Genomic DNA, 18,517 nt, shown 5'->3' on the forward strand with positions numbered 1-18,517 from the left:
TCATGCCGTCGCGCGTGTTGCCGTATCCGTTGTTCGACGCCGACAACCACCTGTACGAGACGGAGGATGCGCTCACCCGGTACCTGCCGAAGCAGTACGAGGGCGCCATCCAGTACGTGCAGGTGAAGGGTCGTACGAAGATCGCGATCCGTGGTCGGATCAGCGACTACATCCCCAACCCCACGTTCTCGGTGGTCGCCCGGCCGGGGGCGTGGGAGCAGTACTTCCGGGAGGGCAATCCGGAGGGCAAGTCGCACCGCGAGCTGTTCGGCGAGCCGATGAAGTCGATTCCCGCCTTCCGTGAGCCCGGGCCGCGGCTTGAGCTCATGGACGAGATGGGGATCCAGCAGGCGCTGAACTTCCCGACTCTGGCCAGCCTGATCGAGGAGCGGATGCGGGACGACCCGGAGCTCATCCACGCGGTCGTCCACTCGCTCAACGAGTGGCTGTACGACACCTGGAAGTTCAATTACAAGGACCGGATCTTCACCACGCCCGTGATCAGCCTGCCGATCCTGGACAAGGCGATCGCCGAGCTGGAGTGGTGTCTGGAGCGCGGAGCGCGGTCGATCCTGGTCCGGCCCGCCCCGGTCCCCGGGTTCGGCGGCTCGCGGTCCTTCGCGCTGCCGGAGTTCGACCCCTTCTGGAAGCGGGTCGAGGAGGCGGGGGTGCTGGTGTCGATGCACTCCTCCGACAGCGGCTACTCGCGCTACTCCAGCGACTGGGAGGGCAGGAGCCAGGAGATGACGCCGTTCCAGGCGCAGACCTTCCGGATGCTGGGCGAATGGCGGCCGGTCACCGACTCCGTGGCCTCCTGGGTCTGCCACGGCGCGCTGTTCCGCTTCCCCGAGCTCAAGGTCTCGGTCATCGAGAACGGATCCTCCTGGCTGATGCCGCTCCTCGACCAGTTGGCCGACGTCTACAAGAAGCAGCCGCAGGGCTTCCTGGGCGACCCGGTCGAAGAGGTCAAGAACCGGATCCACATCAGCCCGTTCTGGGAGGAGGACATGGCCGAGCTGGCCGGGATCATCGGTGTCGAGCGAGTGCTGTTCGGCTCCGACTACCCCCACCCCGAGGGCCTGGCCGACCCGGTCACCTACATCGACGCGATCCAGGGCATGAAGGAGGCCGACCAGGCCAAGATCATGGGCGGCAACCTGGCCCGGTTGATCGGCGTATGAAAGGGGAGACCATTCCCCGGATGGTGCTGAGCGCGGCCGACCGCTTCGGCGACGCCGAAGCGGTCGTGGACGGTCAACTCCGGCTCACCTTCAAGGAGTTGGCCGACCGCGTGCGCACCGCCGCGGGAGCGTTCGCGGCGGCCGGCGTCGGCAGGGGCGACCGGGCGGCGATCTGGGCGCCCAACTCCGCCGAGTGGATCATCGCGGCCTTCGGGCTGCTGACCGCCGGCGGTGTCCTGGTCCCGGTCAACACCCGGTTCAAGGCGGACGAGGCGGGCGACATCATCCGCCGCAGCGGGGCCAAGGTCGTCCTCGTCGAGAAGGGCTTCCTCGGTCTGGATTTCGAGGTGCCGTCCGGCGTGCCCGTGATCGACATCAAGTCGGACTTCCTCGCGAGCGGTTCGCCGTACGAGGCCGAGGTCAGCGGCGACGACGTGTGCGACATCGTGTTCACCTCGGGGACCACCGGGCGGCCCAAGGGCGTGCTGATGACACACGCACAGACGCTCCGGCTGTACGCGGAGTGGTGCGACCTGGCGGACCTGAGGGAGGGCGACCGCTATCTGATCGTCAACCCGTTCTTCCACATCTTCGGCTACAAGGCGGGCTGCATCACGTCCCTGATCCGGGGCGCGACCATCCTCCCGGTGCCGGTCTTCGACGTGGACCGGGTCCTCGAACTGGTCGAGCGCGAGAAGGTGACGGTCCTGCCGGGCCCGCCCACCCTCTACCACTCACTGCTGGCCGCACAGGCCGGCCACGACCTGTCCTCGCTGCGGGTGGCCGTCACCGGAGCCGCCGACATCCCGGTCGACCTCGTCCGCAGGATCGTCACCGACCTGCCCTTCCGCTCCGTCATGACGGGCTACGGCCTGACCGAGGCGGGTACGGCCACGGCCTCACGGCCCGGTGACTCCTTCGAGGACATCGCGACGACCGTCGGCACCCCCTGCGACGGCGTCGACATCCGGATCGCGGACGACGGAGAGGTCTTGGTGCGCGGGTACAGCGTCATGCGCGGCTACCTCGACGACCCGGCCGCGACCGCCGAGGCGATCGACCCGGACGGCTGGCTGCACACCGGGGACCTCGGGACGCTCGACGACCGGGGCAGGCTGCGGATCGTCGGCCGCAAGAAGGACCTGTTCATCGTGGGCGGCTTCAACGCCTACCCGGCCGAGATCGAGGGCTTCCTGATGGAACATCCGGCCGTCGCCCAGGCCGCCGTGATCGGCGTACCGGACGAGCGGCTCGGCCAGGTGGGCAAGGCCTTCGTGATCCCTCGCGGGGCCCTCGCGGCGGACGAGCTGATCGCCTGGAGCCGGGAGCGGATGGCCGGGTTCAAGGTGCCCAGGTATGTGGAGTTTCTCCAAGAGCTGCCGCTGAACGCCACCGGCAAGGTGATGAAGGACCAATTGCGATGACGTCTGAAGCGAAGCCGCCGGAGAAGGACGACTTCTCCCGCACGGCCTCCGGGATTCCCCTGAAGGCGGTCTACGGGCCCGCGGATCGGCCTGTGGAGCCGCCCGCGCCGGGGCGCTTCCCCTTCACCCGCGGCAACTACTCCTCCGGCTACCGGGGGCGGCTGTGGACGCTGCGCCAGTACTCCGGCTTCGGCACCGCCGAGGAGTCCAACCGGCGCTACCGCTACCTCCTCGAACAGGGCGGCACCGGACTGTCCGTGGCGCTCGACCTGCCCACCCAGTGCGGTTACGACTCCGACGACCCGGAGGTGAGCGAGGAGGTCGGCCGGGTCGGCGTCGCCCTCGACACGCTCGCCGACGCCGAGGTGCTCTTCGAGGACATCCCCCTCGACCGGATCAGCACCAGCTTCACCATCAACGGCACGGCGGCGATCCTGCTGGCGTTCTACGTGGCCGCCGCCGAGCGCGGCGGAGTGCCACGGGCGAAGCTCACCGGGACGATCCAGAACGACATCCTCAAGGAGTACGCCTCCCGGGGCACCTGGATCTGGCCGCCCGAGCCGTCGCTGCGGCTGATCGCCGACACCATCGAGTTCTGCGCGGCCGAGGTGCCGCGGTTCAACGCGATCTCGGTGGCCGGCGCGCACTTCCGCGACGCCGGCGCCAACGCCGTGCAGGAGATGGCGTTCACGCTCGCCGACGGGGTCACCTACTGCGACACGGTGCTGGCACGCGGCCGGATGACGATCGACCGGTTCGCCCCGCAGATCTCCTTCTTCTTCTACACCCACGGCGACTTCTTCGAGGAGATCGCCAAGTACCGTGCGGGCCGCAGGCGTTGGGCGACGATCGTCCGCGAACGGTACGGCGCGAGCACCGACAAGGCGTCGATGTTCCGCTTCGGCTGTGTGGCCGGCGGGGCCTCCCTGTACGCGCCGCAGGCGCAGAACAACACGGTCCGGGTGGCGTACGAGGCGATGGCCTCGGTGCTGGGCGGTGTGCAGTCGATGTTCACGGCGGCCTGGGACGAGCCGTTCGCGCTGCCCAGCGAGGAGTCGGCGACGCTCGCCCTGCGCACCCAGCAGATCCTCGCCCACGAGACCGGCGTCGCCCGGGTCGCGGACCCGCTCGGCGGCTCGTACTTCGTGGAAGCCCTCACGGACGCCACCGAGGAACGCATCGTCGAAATCATGGCGGACCTGGAACACCACGGGGGAATGGTCCGGGCGATCGAGGACGGCTACCTCCAGGGCCTCATCGCCGACGAGGCCTACCGCCTCCACCAGGACGTCGAGGCGGGCACCCGGCCGGTCGTCGGCGTCAACCGCTTCGCCACGCCCGAGCCGCCGCCCCGGCTGGAGACGTACGAACTCGACGGGGAAGGCCGCGACCGGCAGCTGAAGCGGCTCGCCGACGTGAAGGCCACCCGCGACGCCGCGGCCGTACGGGACCGCCTCGCCGCCCTCGCCCGCGGCGCCGAGGGCACCGACAACCTCATGCCCCTGCTCATCGACTGCGCCAAGGCCTACTGCACGGTCGGCGAGATGGTCGCCGCCCTCAAGGCGGTCTGGGGCGAGTTCCGGCAACCGGTGGTGTTCTGATGCCGACCCGTGTGCTCATCGCCAAACCCGGTCTGGACGGGCACGACCGCGGGGCCAAGATCGTCGCGCGGACGCTGCGCGACGCAGGCTTCGAGGTGGTCTTCACCGGCATCCGCCAGCGCGTCGACACCATCGTCGCGACCGCGCTCCAGGAGGACGTCGCCGTCGTCGGCCTCAGCATCCTCTCCGGCGCGCACCTGGCGCTGACGACGCGGGTCGTGGCGGGGCTGCGGGCCGCCGGGGCCGAGGACATCGCCGTCGTCGTGGGCGGCACCATCCCCCTGGCCGACGTGCCCCGCATGAAGGCGGCGGGTGCGGCGGCCGTCTTCCCGACCGGAACACCCCTCGACGCCATCGTCGCGGAGATGCGCGCCCTGACGGCGGTCGTCCCCGCCTCGCCGTGACGCCCCGACCTGTCCCTGCCGAAGGACGCGGGAGGTCGACCACTCGAAACGTCGGATCCACGAAACATCGAAAGCCGGGAGGCACTGTGCGGGTCGGTGTGATGATCGGGCCGGAGCGTGGAGACTCCGCGCGCAAGGTCGCGCGGATGATCGACGACGTGACATGGGCGGAGCGGGCGGGCCTCGACACCGCCTGGGTGCCCCAGATCCCCACGGACTTCGACGCGTTGACGGCCGTGACCCTGATGGGCGCGCGGACCGAGCGCATCGAGATCGGGACCGCGGTCGTCCCCCTCCAGACACAGCACCCGATCGCCCTCGCGCGCCAGGCGCTGTCCGCGCAGGGCGCCGCGAACGGGCGGCTCGCCCTGGGTCTCGGGCCCTCCCACCACTGGATCGTCCAGGACATGCTCGGACTGCCCTACGAGCGGCCCGCCGCCTTCACCCGTGACTATCTGGAGGTCCTGGACACGGCGCTGCACGGCCCGGGCCCGGTCGACGTCGAGAACGGCACGTTCACCGTGCACAACCCGCTCGACCTCGGCCCCGTGGCCCCGCTTCCGGTGCTGCTCGCCGCGCTCGGCCCGGTCATGCTGGCACTCGCGGGCGAACGGGCGGACGGGACCGTCCTGTGGATGGCCGACGAACGCGCGGTCGCCGACCACGTCGTACCCCGCATCACCAAGGCGGCGGACGGCGCGGGGCGTCCGGCGCCGCGGATCGTCGCGGGCATCCCGGTGTGTCTGTGCCGGCCCGCCGAGGTCGACGCGGCGCGCGAGCGGGCCAACCGGATCCTCGGGGAGGCCGAGATCTCGCCCAACTACCAGCGGCTCCTTGACTACGGCGACGCGCGGGACATCGGCGACCTGTGCGCGGCCGGTGACGAGACGGCCATCGCGGCCCGCTTCCGGCGCTTCGCCGACGCCGGGGTCACCGACCTGTCGGTACGGCTGCTGCCGATCGGCGAGGGACGCGAGGAACTGATCGCCTCCAAGCGCCGGACCCGTGAGGCGCTCGCCGGGATCGCGGCGGACTTCCGATGACCGCCGGCCCCGCGACCCCCGGGCCGCTGGCCGGCATCCGCGTCCTGGAGGTCGGCCACATGCTCGCGGGCCCGTACGCCACGATGATGCTCGCCGACCTCGGGGCCGAGGTCGTCAAGATCGAGCCGCCGGGCGGGGACATCTCCCGACAGGTGAGCGACGCGTACTTCGCCAGCCTCAACCGGGGCAAGCGCAGTGTCCGCTTCGACCTGACCACACCGGGCGGTCAGGAACGACTCGGTGAACTCGTCTCGGACGCCGACGCGTTGCTGGTCAACCTCAAGCCGTCGGCGATCCACCGGCTCGGGCTCACCTACGAGGCACTGAGGAAGTGGAACGAACGGATCGTCTGCGTCGCGCTCACGGGCTTCGGCCTGGACGCGGGCGACGACCCGGCCTTCGACTACGTCGTCCAGGCGGCCACCGGCGTCGCCGCGCTCACCGGCGACCCCGCCGGCCCGCCGACTCTGCCCGGCTACTCCTCGGCCGACAACTCCTCCGGCCTCACCGCGGCACTCGGTCTGCTCGCGCAGATCGTCTCGGGCCGCGGAGGGCAGGTCGAGGTGTCGTTGCGGGACGTGATGCTCTCCCAGCTCAACTACCGGGCGTCCGCCTACCTCAACGAGGGAGTCGAGCCGCGCCGTCTGCCGCTGGGCGCGCACTCCTACTACGTCCCGGCACAGCTCTTCCCCACGTCGGACGGCCACTTGGCCCTGTTCATCACCCACGACAGCTTCTGGAAGTCCTTCGCCACGGAGGCGGGCATCGAGGGCTTCCCGACGATGGCCGAACGCGCGGCGCGTCGCGAGGAGGTGCTCGACGTGGTGACGAAGGCCCTGGCCGGCGACACCGCGACCGCCTGGGAGGCGCGCCTGCGTCCGCTGGGTGTACCCGCGGCGGCCGTACGGACGTTGCCACAGGCGCTGGCGGCGACACCCGAGGCGATCGTGACGGCCGGGGACTTCCGGCTGGTACGCGGGCCCGTGCGGGTGGCCGGGTACGAGCCCGTGTACGGGCCCCCGCCCCGCCTGGGCGAGCACGGCTCGTAGCGCCTGGGCCGTTCACAGCGGTCATGTCGTGTGAAGGGGTCCCGGGAGTTCGACCCCCGGGACCCCTTCCGTTCACTCCGGCATCGACTCCGACTTCTGCACCGTGCCGGTGATACCGCTCGCGTCCTGGCCGGCCAGGCGTACCGCGGCGTGGGCCATCGCCTCCGGGGGTTCGATCATCTCCGGCGGGATCTCGCGTCCGCCGCCCCCGGCCTGCCAGCCCTCGGTGACGACGACACGCGACGGGGCCAGGCAGTTGACCGCGATGTTGTCGGACTTGAGGGTGGCGGCGAGCCCGAGATAGAGGCGCTCGACGCCCGCCTTGGAGACCCAGTACGCGTTGGCGCCCTTGTCGGTCATGCCGACCCCGTTGGTCGTCACCGCCACCAGCGAGCCCCCGCCGCGTGTCCTGATGTGCGGGATGACGGCCTTGGTGACGAGGAAGACCCCGGTGAGATTGACGTCCAGGCACAGCTGCCAGCGCTTGAGCGGGGTGGACTCGACCGGGCCGAGCCACATGACCCCGGCGTTGGCGATCAGGATGTCGATCCCGCCGAACTCCGCGACGGTCGCGGCCACGGCGGCCTCGACCGACGCCTCGGAGGTCACGTCGCACGCGACCGCGAGGGCGCGGCCACCCGCCGACGTGATCCGATCGGCCACGGCGTGGATCGTGCCGGGTATCCGGCCCTCCTCCTCGGAGCGCGCGGCGACCGCGACCGCGGCTCCGGCCTCCGCGAGCCCCCGCGCTATGTTCCGGCCGATGCCCCGGCTCGCCCCGGCGACGAACGCCACCTTCCCCTTCAGCTCGCCGCTCACGTTCACTCGGCCGTTCACTCGGCCGGTCACTTCGGCGGGAACCGGAGGGCGCCGTCGAGGCGGATGACCTCGCCGTTGAGATAGTCGTTCGCGCAGATGTGCTCCACGAGAGCCGCGTACTCGGGGGAGCGGCCCATGCGTTTGGGGTGCGGGACCTTGGGCCCCCAGTAGGCCTCCAGTTGGTCGCCGGCCGCGCCGTAGGCCGGGGTGAGGAAGGTGCCCGGGGCGATCGTGACGACCCGGATGCCGAGCGGCGCGAGGTCGCGCGCGGCGACGAGGGTCATGCCGACCACCCCGCCCTTGGCGGCGGCGTACGGGATCTGCCCGATCTGCCCCTCGTACGCGGCGATCGACGCGGTGTTGACGATGACACCCCGGTCACCGTCGACCGCCTCCTGTCGTGCGATGGCCGCGGCCGCCAGGCGCATCACGTTGAAGACGGCCGTGAGGTAGAAGTCGATGGTCTTCCGGAAGCCCGCGAGGTCCAGGGGTTCGCCGTCCTTGCCGACCAGTCGGCCGCCACTGGCCGGGCCGCCGTGCGCGTCCACCGAGATCCTGAGCGGTCCCGCCGCCTCGGCCTCGGCCATCGCCGCCTTGACGTCGTTCTCGTCGGTGGCGTCCGTGCGTACGTAACGCACCCCCAACTCCGCCTCGAGCGCCTTGCCCTTCTCGTCGGCGAGGTCGGCCACGACCACCTTCGCTCCCGCCGCGTGGAGGCGACGGACGGTGGCCTCGCCCAGGCCCCCCGCCCCACCGACCACGACCGCGGAACTCCCACTGATCTGCATCAAGGTTATCCTCTCTTGCAAGCAGGGCTCTGTGTATACGAGAATAGCATTCTCATGAATATCACCATGATCCTTGAGATGGCGGCTTCGGCCGGCGATCGGGCGGTGATAACGGCGGGCGGCCGTTCGTTGACCGCCGCCGAACTGCTGCGCCGCGCCCAAGCCGCCGCCCACCGCTTCCGGGGCCGTCAGGCCGTCATCCATCTCGGCGCCAACCAACTCGCCTATCCCGTAGCCCTGTTCGGAGCCGCTCTGGCGGGCGTTCCCTTCGTCCCGGTCAACTACCGTCTCGGTGAGCAGCAGTTGAACGCCCTGCTGGACCGTCATCCCGGCGCCGTGGTCCTGCGCCCGGCAGACCTCGACGCCCTCCTCGACGAACAGCCGGACGTGGAGTTCCTGGACCCGCCGCAGGACCAGGACTCCGTCGCCGTGCTGCTCTACACCAGCGGCACGACCGCGGAGCCCAAGGCGGCCGTGCTCCGGCACCGCCATCTGCTCGCCTACGTGCTGAACACCCAGGAGTTCGCGTCGGCCGAGGAGGGCGACGCGTCGCTGGTGGCGGTACCGCCGTACCACGTCGCGGGACTGATGAACCTGCTGACGAACCTCTACTCCGGCCGCCGGATCGTGTACCTGCAGACGTTCGAACCACGGCAGTGGCTGGAGACCGTACGCGGGGAGCGGATCACCCACGCCCTCGTGGTCCCCACCATGCTCGCCCGGATCGTCGCCGAAGTGCCCGGCGACGACGCCGGGACCCCCCTGTTGCGCAGCCTCGCCTACGGCGGCGCCCGCACCCCGCAGCCGATCGTGGAACGGGCGTTGCGCGTCTTCCCGCAGACCGGCTTCGTCAACGCCTACGGCCTGACCGAGACCGCCTCCTCCATCGCCGTCCTCGGCCCCGACGACCACTGGCAGGCGTCCGTGTCGGACGACCCCGCGGTACGCGACCGCCTCGGCTCGGTGGGCCGGGCGCTGCCCGGGATCGAGATCGGGATCCGCACGGACGACGACAAGCCGGCCCCGGCGGGGGAGACCGGCCTTGTCTTCGTGCGGGGGGAGCAGATCTCCGGCGAGTACGGCGGCCGCAGCGCCCTGGACGCGGAGGGCTGGTTCGCCACCCGGGACCGGGGACGGCTCGACGCCGAGGGCTACCTCTTCATCGAGGGGCGGGCCGACGACACCATCATCCGCGGCGGCGAGAACATCGCCCCGGCCGAGATCGAGGACGTACTCCTCGCCCACCCCGGCATCGTCGAGGCGGCCGTCGTCGGGCTGCCCGACCCCGAGTGGGGGCAGCGGATCGTCGCCATCGTGGTCGGCGCGGGCGACCCGGCGGAGATCCGGCAGTGGGTCAAGGACCGGCTCCGCTCGTCCAAGACGCCGGACGCCATCGTGTTCCGAGCCGAACTCCCCAAGACCGAGACCGGAAAACTGCTGCGCCGCACCCTCCTGGCCGAGTTGGAGACCACCCATGCCTGAAGCAGTCATCGCGTCCGCCCTGCGCACCCCCATCGGCACCGCCGTCAAGGGCGCCCTGCGCGACACGACCGCGTTCGACCTGGCCCACCACATCGTCAGCGCGGCGGCCGAGGGTCTCGACCCGGCCCTCATCGACGACGTGATCCTCGGCGAGGGCCTCTACGGCGGTGGCGTCCTGGCCCGGCACGCCGCGGTCACCGCGGGGCTCACCTCGGTCGCGGGGCTCGCCAACAACCGGCACTGCGCCGCGGGCATGGCCGCCGTCCAGAGCGCCGCCGCGAGCGTGATGGCGGGCATGGACGAACTCGTCATCGCCGGCGGCGTCAACTCGGCCTCCACCTCCCCGAAGGCGCTCTTCCGGGTCAACGGGGAGTGGGAACCCTGGATGTCGCCCACCCACCCCGACCGCCCCGACGCCCCCAACAAGGACATGTCGATCACGGTGGGCTGGAACACCGCCGTCGCGGCGGGCCTCACCCGCGCCGAACTGGACGCCTGGGCGCTGCGCTCGCACCGCAACGCCGTGGCGGCCATCGACGAGGGCCGTTTCAAGGAGGAGATCGTCCCGATCGAGACCCCTCACGGTCTGTTCTCCGTGGACGAGCACCCGCGCCGGGACACCAGCGCCGAGAAGCTGGCCAGGCTGAAGCCGCTGCACCCGGAGATCGACGGGTTCAGCATCACGGCGGGCAACGCCGGGGGCGCCAACGACGCTGCCGTCGCCCTGGTCGTCGCCAGTGACACGACGGCGGTCCGTGAGGGGCTGACGGTCCTGGGCACCGTACGGTCCTGGGCGTCCGTCGGCGTCGACCCCGCCGAGATGGGCCTGGCCCCGGTGAAGGCGATCCCCAAGGCCCTGGCCCGCGCCGGCCTGTCGATCGCCGACGTCGACCTGTTCGAGATCAACGAGGCGTTCGCCTCGGTGCCCGTCGCCGCCGTCCGGCTGCTCGAACTCGACCCGGACACGGTGAACTTCAGCGGCAGCGGCTGCTCCCTCGGCCACCCGGTCGCCGCCACCGGGGCCCGCATGCTGGTCACGCTCGTCCACGAACTGCGCAGGCGCGGTGGTGGCATCGGCGTGGCCGCCCTGTGCGCGGGCGGCGGAATGGGGTCGGCGACCGTCATCGAGGTCCCGGCACCCTGACCTGACGGCGCGCCCCGGCGTACGGCGCGTGCCCGCGCCGGGCCGGGGCGCCCCACTGATCAGCGCCGCGGACGGACCCCGGCGCGCCGGTGGGCCGGCTCCGGAAGCCGCCGGTGGATCAGTTCCGGAAGCGGAGCAGCGCCTCCTGGGCGTACGAGGCGACGAGAGAGCCGCCCTCGGTCAGGACGTCCCCCCGGCCGAAACAGCGGCCGTGGGCCAGGATCGGGCTGTGCTGGTGCAGCAGCAGCCAGTCCCCGGTACGCAGCGGCCGGTGGAACCAGAGACTGTGCGAGGTGACGGCGGAGGTGAACGCCGTACGCGAGTCCCGCTGCGAGATCCCGTCGAGGCGGCGCACGGCGGTGCCGATGAGCGTCAGGTCGGTGGCGTAGGCGATGAGCGCCGGGGCGAGTTCGGGGGCGACCTCCGGCGTGCGCATCCACAGGTCGTACTCGGGCGGCTCCGCCTTCGGGGACTCCAGGTCGGTGACCGACCGGGTCGTCCAGGGGATGAGGCCGAGGTCCACGTCGTGCTCCGCGCCGGGCACGGAGGGGACCTTGAAGTCGCTCTGCTGGTCGAGTCCGTCCTCCTCGGCGTGCAGGGACGCCGAGGCGGTGGCGATGACGCCCGGCGTCTGCCGGGCGACGATCGTCAGCGTCGCGAAGGTGGCGCCCTCGCGATGGCGCGTCACTTCGTAGCGCACGGGTTCGTCGGTCAGGCCCTCGCGCGGGAACTGGGCGTGCAGGGACTTGACGGCCTTGTCCGGGCAGGTGAGTGCGGCGGCCCGGACGAACTGGGCGAGCAGCTGCCCGCCGAACAGCCGGTGATAGCCGAGGTGTTGGTTGGACCCTTCGAAGCCCGTGACGGGCTCGGGTGCCGACGGATCGCGGCGCAGCTCCAGGCAGGCGAGCAGGTCGTTCCAGAGGTCGGTCACAAGCACTCCCGGTGCGGTTCGGTGGGATGCGACGGGTTGCGGTGGGTGGTGATGGCTGTGGTGTGGCGTTCAGTGCGTGGGTCAGCAGGCGCGCAGGCGCGCGACGAGGTCCATGGCGGCTTCACGGTCCAGGCTCGGCGGTGGGGTGAACGAGAGCCGGGTCAGCAGCCCGCCGAAGCGGTCGGCGACCCGGGCGGGCAACTCGTCCGCAGGGGCGACGATCGCGAACGCGTCGACCATCTCGTCCGTGATCAGCCCGGCCATGTCCGGCCAGCGCCCGGCCTTCGACAGCGCGGTCAGCTCCTCGCTCGCGCCGTCCCAGCCGTGCAGCGCGAAGACACCCCGGTACGCCGGTGTGGAGGCGTAGAAGGCGATACGGCCGCGGAGCACCGGCAGGGTCGTCTCGATCTCCTTGTCGGTGCCCGTGACGATGAACGGGGTGCCCAGCACCTCGAAGTCGTCGAGGGACACGCCCGCGCGTGCGCGCCCCTCGCGCAGGGCGGGCAGCGTCCGTTCGCGGATCCAGCGGGCGGTGGTGTAGCCGTGGCAGAGGAAACCGTCCGCGACCTCACCCGCGACCCGGGTCATGAGGCCGCCGACGCCGGCGAGCAGCACCCGGGGCGGCCCGAAGTCGTGCGGGGGCGGCACGAAGTCCGGGGGCATCAGGGTGTGGCGGTAGTACTCGCCCTGGAAGTCCAGGGGGGTGCCGTCGTGCCACGCCGACCAGATCGCCCGCAGGGCGAGGACGTACTCGCGCATCTGCGCGGCCGGTCTGCCCCACGGCATGGAGAACCGGCGTACTACATGGGCCTTCACCTGCGAGCCGAGACCGAGCATGAACCGGCCGCGGCTGTGCCGTTGGAGGTCGTCGGCGGTGTGGGCGAGGGTCATCGGGGAGCGGGCGAGCGCCACCGCGATGGACGTGCCCAGGGCGATGCGCCCGGTCGCCCCGGCGGCGACGGCCAGGGGGAGGAAGGGGTCCTGATCGACCTCTCCGGCCCACGCGGCGTCGTAGCCGTGGTCCTCGAGGGTGCGGGCCCGTTCCACGGCGTCCGACAACCCGCGGACCGTACCGTCGATTTTCATGTGACGATAGTAAGGTATGCACAATCTGAGAACGAGGTTCTTGCGGCTGTGGGGTTGAGTCGGCCGTGAGGTTCTTCCGGATGGGTGGAGGTGGCGCTTTGGCCGGGCGGGAGCCTGTCGTCCTTGTAGACGTCGAGGAGCGGATCGCGACGGTGACGCTCAACCGGCCCGAGGCGCGCAACGCGCTGAGCCGGGAGGTCACCTTCGCGCTGTGGGACGCGGTCACGGCCGCGGGGAAGGCCCTCGACGTCGATGCCGTGATCCTGACCGGCGCGGATCCCGCGTTCTGCGCCGGGGTCGACCTCAAGGAGGTGTCGGGGGAATCGCCGCCGAGCGCCGTCCCGCGGGCGCCCGGCCAAGGGCCGGAGCGCGACGCCAATGGCCTCTTCCGCTTCCTGCCGGTGATCGGCAAGCCCGTCATCGGGGCGGTCAACGGCGTCGCGGTGACCGGCGGGCTCGAAGTGGCCCTGCAGTGCACGTTCCTGGTGGCGTCGCGGCGCGCCCGGTTCGCCGACACCCACGCCCGGCTCGGCATCATGCCGGGCGGCGGCGCGACCGTACTCCTCGCCCAGGCCGTCGGGCACCGGCGGGCCGTCGAGATGTCGCTCACCGGCAACTTCCTGACCGCCGAGGAGGCGCTCGGCCTCGGACTGGTCAACCATGTCGTGCCGCACGAGGAGTTGCTCCCCTTCACCCGTAGGCTGGCCGCCGACATCGTGAACAACGACCAGCGCGGTGTCCACCGGTTGCTGTGGCACTATCGCCAGATCGCGGGCGCGGCCACCCTCGACGAGGCGCACCTCATCGAGGGGTACATGGCCGAGACCTGGCAGCCGGGCACGAGCGAGGTCGCCGCCCGGCGCGCCGACGTCACTGCGCGGGGACGGACGCAGGCCCGGTCCTGACGTCACGGCAGGAGGGCACGGACGGTATGACGGCGTACGTCGTGGACACGACCGGCGGCAAGGTGCGTGGCGCCGAGATCGACGAGGGCGTCCTCGCCTGGCGCGGCATCCCCTACGCGGCTCCGCCCGTGGGCCCCTCGCGCCTGCGACTGCCGCGTCGGGCCGAGCCGTGGAGCGGGGTGCGCGACGCGACGGCTTACGGGGCACCCGCCCCGCAACCGCCGATGCCGGTCCCCGCCGGTGCGGCAGGTCCCACCGACGCTCCCGCGCTGCCGGAACCGTCCGAGGACTGCCTGTACGTCAATGTGACGGCCCCGGCCGACGCTGCGGACCTCCCCGTCCTGCTGTGGATCCACGGCGGCGGATACCAGGTCGGCACCGGGAGCGACATCGCCGGGGACGGCCGTACCTTCGCACGCCGCCATGACGTGGTCGTCGTGACGTTCAACTACCGGCTGGGCGCGCTCGGGTTCCTCGCCGTGGACGGCGAGGAGCACACGGGCGCCTTCGGCCTGCACGACCAGATCGCCGCGCTGCGCTGGGTCCGCGAGAACATCGCCGGTTTCGGCGGCGACCCGGACCGGATCACGCTCTACGGACTGTCCGCCGGCGCCAAGTCCGTCGCCAACCTGCTCGCCTCACCCCTCACCCGGGGCATGATCCACCGGGCCGCCTCGTCGAGCGGCGGGGCGGACCACATCGCCGACCAGGACCAGGACGCCGCGATCACCCGGCGGTTCCTGCGCGCACTGGGAGCCGGAACGCGGCACCTCCGGAAGGTGAGCGCCGAGGAGTTCCTCGCCGCGCAGACCGCGCTGGGCGAGGGCACGCGGGCCGGCTGGCTGTGGCGCCCGTCCCTCGACGGTCTCGCCCTCACCGTCAGGCCGTTGGACGCCATCGAGGCGGGCGCCGCCGCGGGGATCCCACTGCTGGTGCAGACGTGCGTCAACGAATGCGCCCTCTACCAGCTGCTGGATCCCGACGCGGCCGAGCAGGCCGACCGCGTGCTGGAGGAGTACTTCGGTACCGCCGCACGCGACCGGATCCTCGCCGCGTACATCGCGGCGCGTCCCGAACTCGCCCATGATCCGGTCCAGTTGCGGGTCGACCTCATGACCGACGAACGGTACGGCATCCCCTCGGCCCGCCTCGCCGACGCCCAGTCCGCGCACGCCCCCGTGTGGCGCTCCCGCTACGACGTGCCGCTGACCGGCCTGCCGCCCGCCGTCGCCCCGTCCGGTGCCCTGCCCGCGATGCACGGCACGGACGGCGACGCCGTCTGGCTCGGCGGGCAGGGCGTGAACCAGCGGCTGCACGAGGCCTGGGCGGCGTTCGTCACGACCGGCGTCCCCACCGCCGAGGCCCTGCCGAGCTGGCCCGCCTATGGCGTCGCCCGGCGCACCACCATGGTCTTCGACGCGGCCGGGGCCCACACCGTCGACGACCCCCGTGGCGCCCAACGCGCCGTCTGGGACGGCCGCGTGTGGCAGTCGGGCACGTGGTGGACCCTGGACGACATCGCGGGTCGCGGGTGAGTGTCACAGCTGAACAAGTCGCGGAGCCGAGCGGCCCTCCCGTACGAGGCGACCGGCCTCCCGCGTCAACTCCCGTGCGCTGCCCAGCAGTCCGTCCAGCACGAGGGTGCGCCGGACGTGCCGGTGCAGATCGTGCTCGGCGGTGAAGCCGATCCCGCCGAGGACCTGCTGACAGTGCCGGGCGGCCGTCAGCGCCGCCTGTCCGGCCGCCGCCTTGGCGAGCAGGCAGCCGAGGCCGTCCTCGGCGGCCACGAGGGTCGCCTCGGCGCCGTCGAGCGCGACGAGAGTCTCGGCGAGCCGGTGCCGTACGGCCTGGAAGGAGGCCAGGGGACGGCCGAACTGGGTCCGGTCGAGCACGTGCGAGCGGGCGAGCGCGAGCATCGCCCGGCCGGTGCCCAGGAGCCACCAGCCGAGCGCCCGGCGTCCCGCGGCGAGCGGGACGGGATCCCCGGCCGCGACGGTGCGCAACGGCAGCTCGCCGTCCAGCGCGCCGCCCGTCTCGTCCGTGCGCTCCCATACGACCCACGCGCCGCCCGTGTACGGCAGGGGCAGCGTGCCCCCGACGGCATGGCCCGCCGCGTGCAGCAGGACGTCGTTCAGCAGCGGTGCGTGCGCGCCGGTCTCGCCGAGCAGCCCGAAGGCGAGCGGGACCGCCACGTCCGGCGCCTGCGTGAGCAGGTCGGACCAGCCGAGGTCGGCCAGGGCCGTGTCGAGCGCGCGGCCCGACGCCGCCGTCATCGTCTTGCGGAGCGTCTGCGCGAACAGGTCCCGCTCGGCGGCATCCATGGTGTGTCAGTCCTTTCCCAGGTCCAGCAGCCGACGGGCGATGATGTTGCGCTGGATCTCGGCGGTGCCGCCGTAGATGGTCGCCGCCCGCGAGTACAGGTACTCCTCCCGCCACGGCGTGTCCGTCAGCTGAAGCACGCCGGGGAGCAGGTCCCGGGCGGTGTCGAAGAGTTGCTGCTCGGCGGTGGCCAGCAGCACCTTGTCGACGGAGGTCTCCGGGCCGAGCCGGGCGCCCGCCGCGAGTCGCCGCTGGGTGCCGTGGGAGCGGCAGCGCACGGTGTGCAGCGCCAGATAGGCGGCGCCCAGGGCCAGGTCCTCCCCGGCGTCCTCCGGTCCGGCCATCTCTGTGACCAGCCGGTCGAGCCGGGTGTAGAGGTGGGCGACGCGGTGCCAGAAGCAGGTGGAGCGCTCGTGCGGGAGCAGGTCCATCGCGAGTCGCCAGCCGTCGCCGGGGCGGCCGAGCATCCGGTCGGCGGGGACGACCACGTCGTCGAAGAACACCTCGGCGAACTCGTCCACGCCGTGCATCGTGCGCAGCGGCCGCACGGTGATGCCGGGGGTGTCCATGTCGACGAAGAACGCGGTGATCCCGTCGTGGCCCGGCGCGGTGCGGGTGAGCAGGACACAGCGGGCCGCGTACTGCGCGAGGCTCGTCCACACCTTCTGGCCCGTCACCACCCAGTCCCCGCCACGGGGAACGGCCCGGGTGGTGAGGGAGGCGAGGTCGCTGCCCGAGCCGGGTTCGGAGAAGCCCTGGCACCACTGCTCCCGGCCGCCGAGCAGCAGCGGGACCATCTTTGCCGCCAGCTCAGGACGGGCGTACGAGATCATCGTCGGGGCGAGCACCTCGATCATCGAGTAGATGCCGGGCTCGGCCAGGCCCCGCGTGGCGACCTCCTCGCCGAGCACGGCCCGCAGTACGGCCGGCCCGCCGAGACCCCCCACCTCGGCGGGCCAGCCGTACCGCATCCAGTCCGCCTCGTAGAGGGCGCGCCGGACCCTGGCCAGCTGCGCGACCTGGCCGTCGAGGGAGTGATCGGGCCCGGGGGAGAGGTCGTTCCGGTCGAGCCAGCGGCGCAGATCCGACCGGAACTCCGTGACGTTCATGCGCCCGGGCGTTCGAAGGCGTGCGGGCGGCCCGAGTCGTGCGCCCCGCTGCGGCGGATGAACGTCATCGCCCGTGTCCGCAGCCGCCAGCCGTCGGCGGTCCGCAGATAGGTGTCGTTGTAGTAGCCGATCCGCATGGCGTGGGTGGCGTGGTCGATGAAGCAGAGCGGCTGGGTGCCGGCCGCGGTGTCCCCGCCCCCTTCCCGGTCTCCTTCTGGGGGCAGTTCGACCACCGCCGTACCCACCAGGAACAGCCCCTTGGGCGCGGCGGCGACCAGGGCCGGGAACTCGTCGAGGCCATAGGTGTCCCCGAAGGCGCTGTAGGTGCCGTCGGGGGTGAAGACCGCGAGCACCCCGTCGATGTCGCCCCGGGTCATGTGGACCGCGTAGCGGCCCAGCAGCTGCTGAATCTCCATCAGGTCGTCAGTGGACAAGGACCTTTCCGCCCTTCGGTGAGAATGGCATTCTCATTCACGAGTGGCAGGTTTCCATGTGTGGGTCATGGCGTCAACGGTCGCGGCGGAGCTTCGCGAAGTCCCAGCTCACGACCTTCTCCGCGGTGAGCCGGAGCCAGCCGTGCTTCCCGTCGTACCGGAACGCGCCGCCGCCCGTGTACTTGTCCGCGAAGAGCCGTTCGGGGTGCACGAGTTCGTCCAGGGGGTCTCCCTTGCGGGGCGCCTCGCCGACGACCTCGATGCTGCCCCGCAGTTCGACGCCGCGCAGGGCCATGAAGTCCGTGCCCCCGTCGTCGACGATCACGCTGAGCCGCGGATCCCGGTCCAGATCGGTCCAGCGCTGACTGCGTACGAGCGAGTTGAGCCACAGTGCGGACCCGTCCCACACGAACCACAGGGCGCTGACATGGGGATCTCCGTTCCGTCCTACGGTCGCGACCCGGCACAGCGGCTGGGTTCGCAGGAAGGTGTCCCGCTCGGGGTCGGTCATGGCGATCGCGGTTCCCCTGCGCTGTCCGCTCATCGTCTCTCCTGCCTTTGTTTGAATGGTTGATTCTCTCTTAGTGAGAAGCTAGTTTCCACCAATAGAGAGGAGGAGAACCACCTCGCGCTCAAGGTGGCCGGGGCGATCACCTGTTCCCGCCGGCCGCTCGGGGACAGCACCGAGGAGGAGACCCCTTGAACCAGCCCACACCCTTCGCCGCCCTGGGGGCGGTCGCCGAGTACGCCTTGCGGCAGATGGCACCGCCGCCTCCCGGCCGACCGGCCGCCGAGACC

Annotated in this window: 18 protein-coding genes; 10 read left to right on the plus strand and 8 right to left on the minus strand. The window is 71.6% G+C overall.

Annotation, left to right across the window (positions count from 1 at the left end; all coding sequences use genetic code 11):
• The first annotated feature begins 2 nt into the window (after positions 1 to 2).
• The 6 genes from ACFVWD_RS09585 to ACFVWD_RS09610 all read left to right on the plus strand — a co-directional run bounded on the left by ACFVWD_RS09585 (position 3) and on the right by ACFVWD_RS09610 (position 6,702).
• Positions 3 to 1,181, plus strand: coding sequence for an amidohydrolase family protein (locus tag ACFVWD_RS09585; protein ID WP_389594743.1), 1,179 nt, complete (start codon positions 3 to 5; stop codon positions 1,179 to 1,181).
• On the plus strand, positions 1,178 to 2,605 hold the full coding sequence (locus ACFVWD_RS09590; RefSeq protein WP_389594744.1) for a FadD3 family acyl-CoA ligase: 1,428 nt from the start codon (positions 1,178 to 1,180) through the stop codon (positions 2,603 to 2,605). The genes ACFVWD_RS09585 and ACFVWD_RS09590 overlap by 4 nt, the downstream gene beginning before the upstream one ends.
• Positions 2,602 to 4,206 carry a methylmalonyl-CoA mutase family protein gene (locus tag ACFVWD_RS09595; protein WP_389594745.1) on the plus strand — a complete coding sequence of 535 codons (1,605 nt, stop codon included), beginning with the start codon at positions 2,602 to 2,604 and terminating at the stop codon, positions 4,204 to 4,206. The genes ACFVWD_RS09590 and ACFVWD_RS09595 overlap by 4 nt, the downstream gene beginning before the upstream one ends.
• Complete coding sequence (locus ACFVWD_RS09600) at positions 4,206 to 4,610, plus strand: cobalamin B12-binding domain-containing protein (RefSeq protein WP_389594746.1); 405 nt, start codon at positions 4,206 to 4,208, stop codon at positions 4,608 to 4,610. Before ACFVWD_RS09595 ends, ACFVWD_RS09600 begins: the two co-directional genes overlap by 1 nt.
• An 86-nt stretch (positions 4,611 to 4,696) precedes the next feature.
• Positions 4,697 to 5,653: an LLM class F420-dependent oxidoreductase gene (locus ACFVWD_RS09605; RefSeq protein WP_389594747.1), complete on the plus strand. Its 957-nt coding sequence runs from the start codon at positions 4,697 to 4,699 to the stop codon at positions 5,651 to 5,653.
• Complete coding sequence (locus ACFVWD_RS09610; RefSeq protein ID WP_389594748.1) at positions 5,650 to 6,702, plus strand: CaiB/BaiF CoA transferase family protein; 1,053 nt, start codon at positions 5,650 to 5,652, stop codon at positions 6,700 to 6,702. The genes ACFVWD_RS09605 and ACFVWD_RS09610 overlap by 4 nt, the downstream gene beginning before the upstream one ends.
• Positions 6,703 to 6,774: 72 nt before the next feature.
• Here the strand turns inward: ACFVWD_RS09610 and ACFVWD_RS09615 are convergent, their stop codons facing one another.
• The gene (locus tag ACFVWD_RS09615) at positions 6,775 to 7,539 is read right to left on the minus strand and encodes an SDR family NAD(P)-dependent oxidoreductase (protein WP_389594749.1); all 765 of its coding nucleotides are present in this window, start codon (positions 7,537 to 7,539) and stop codon (positions 6,775 to 6,777) included.
• An 8-nt stretch (positions 7,540 to 7,547) separates the two neighbouring features.
• Complete coding sequence (locus tag ACFVWD_RS09620; RefSeq protein WP_389594750.1) at positions 7,548 to 8,309, minus strand: SDR family NAD(P)-dependent oxidoreductase; 762 nt, start codon at positions 8,307 to 8,309, stop codon at positions 7,548 to 7,550.
• Positions 8,310 to 8,363: 54 nt separating this feature from the next.
• Here ACFVWD_RS09620 and ACFVWD_RS09625 point away from each other — a divergent pair, with 54 nt between their 5' ends.
• Positions 8,364 to 9,791 carry a class I adenylate-forming enzyme family protein gene (locus ACFVWD_RS09625; protein ID WP_389594751.1) on the plus strand — a complete coding sequence of 476 codons (1,428 nt, stop codon included), beginning with the start codon at positions 8,364 to 8,366 and terminating at the stop codon, positions 9,789 to 9,791.
• Positions 9,784 to 10,935 carry a thiolase family protein gene (locus tag ACFVWD_RS09630; RefSeq protein ID WP_389594752.1) on the plus strand — a complete coding sequence of 384 codons (1,152 nt, stop codon included), beginning with the start codon at positions 9,784 to 9,786 and terminating at the stop codon, positions 10,933 to 10,935. The genes ACFVWD_RS09625 and ACFVWD_RS09630 overlap by 8 nt, the downstream gene beginning before the upstream one ends.
• A gap of 118 nt (positions 10,936 to 11,053) precedes the next feature.
• Here ACFVWD_RS09630 and ACFVWD_RS09635 read toward each other — a convergent pair whose 3' ends face one another.
• Positions 11,054 to 11,866, minus strand: coding sequence for an acyl-CoA thioesterase (locus ACFVWD_RS09635; RefSeq protein WP_389594753.1), 813 nt, complete (start codon positions 11,864 to 11,866; stop codon positions 11,054 to 11,056).
• Between the two features lie 81 nt (positions 11,867 to 11,947).
• Positions 11,948 to 12,952, minus strand: coding sequence for a TIGR03617 family F420-dependent LLM class oxidoreductase (locus ACFVWD_RS09640; protein ID WP_389594754.1), 1,005 nt, complete (start codon positions 12,950 to 12,952; stop codon positions 11,948 to 11,950).
• Positions 12,953 to 13,050: 98 nt separating this feature from the next.
• On the opposite strand from ACFVWD_RS09640, the gene ACFVWD_RS09645 reads away from it, so the two are divergent.
• Together ACFVWD_RS09645 and ACFVWD_RS09650 are read left to right on the plus strand one after the other, a co-directional pair.
• Complete coding sequence (locus tag ACFVWD_RS09645; RefSeq protein WP_389594755.1) at positions 13,051 to 13,857, plus strand: enoyl-CoA hydratase; 807 nt, start codon at positions 13,051 to 13,053, stop codon at positions 13,855 to 13,857.
• A gap of 26 nt (positions 13,858 to 13,883) precedes the next feature.
• Entirely contained in the window at positions 13,884 to 15,392 is a 1,509-nt protein-coding gene (locus ACFVWD_RS09650) for a carboxylesterase/lipase family protein (protein ID WP_389594756.1), read from the plus strand.
• 3 nt (positions 15,393 to 15,395) lie between these two features.
• Here the strand turns inward: ACFVWD_RS09650 and ACFVWD_RS09655 are convergent, their stop codons facing one another.
• The 4 genes from ACFVWD_RS09655 to ACFVWD_RS09670 form a co-directional block, all read right to left on the minus strand.
• Positions 15,396 to 16,178 (minus strand): acyl-CoA dehydrogenase family protein, encoded by a 783-nt coding sequence (locus ACFVWD_RS09655; protein ID WP_389594757.1) that lies wholly within the window; start codon positions 16,176 to 16,178, stop codon positions 15,396 to 15,398.
• A 6-nt stretch (positions 16,179 to 16,184) separates the two neighbouring features.
• Entirely contained in the window at positions 16,185 to 17,285 is a 1,101-nt protein-coding gene (locus ACFVWD_RS09660) for an acyl-CoA dehydrogenase family protein (RefSeq protein ID WP_389594758.1), read from the minus strand.
• The gene (locus ACFVWD_RS09665; RefSeq protein WP_389594759.1) at positions 17,282 to 17,719 is read right to left on the minus strand and encodes a nuclear transport factor 2 family protein; all 438 of its coding nucleotides are present in this window, start codon (positions 17,717 to 17,719) and stop codon (positions 17,282 to 17,284) included. The genes ACFVWD_RS09660 and ACFVWD_RS09665 overlap by 4 nt, the downstream gene beginning before the upstream one ends.
• 73 nt (positions 17,720 to 17,792) lie before the next feature.
• A complete protein-coding gene (locus tag ACFVWD_RS09670; RefSeq protein ID WP_389594760.1) occupies positions 17,793 to 18,263 on the minus strand; it encodes a pyridoxamine 5'-phosphate oxidase family protein in 471 nt (156 codons plus the stop codon).
• Positions 18,264 to 18,517: the final 254 nt, after the last annotated feature.

The sequence above is a fragment of the Streptomyces sp. NPDC058086 genome (genome assembly GCF_042885015.1).
In the GTDB taxonomy this organism is placed as follows: Bacteria; Actinomycetota; Actinomycetes; order Streptomycetales; family Streptomycetaceae; genus Streptomyces.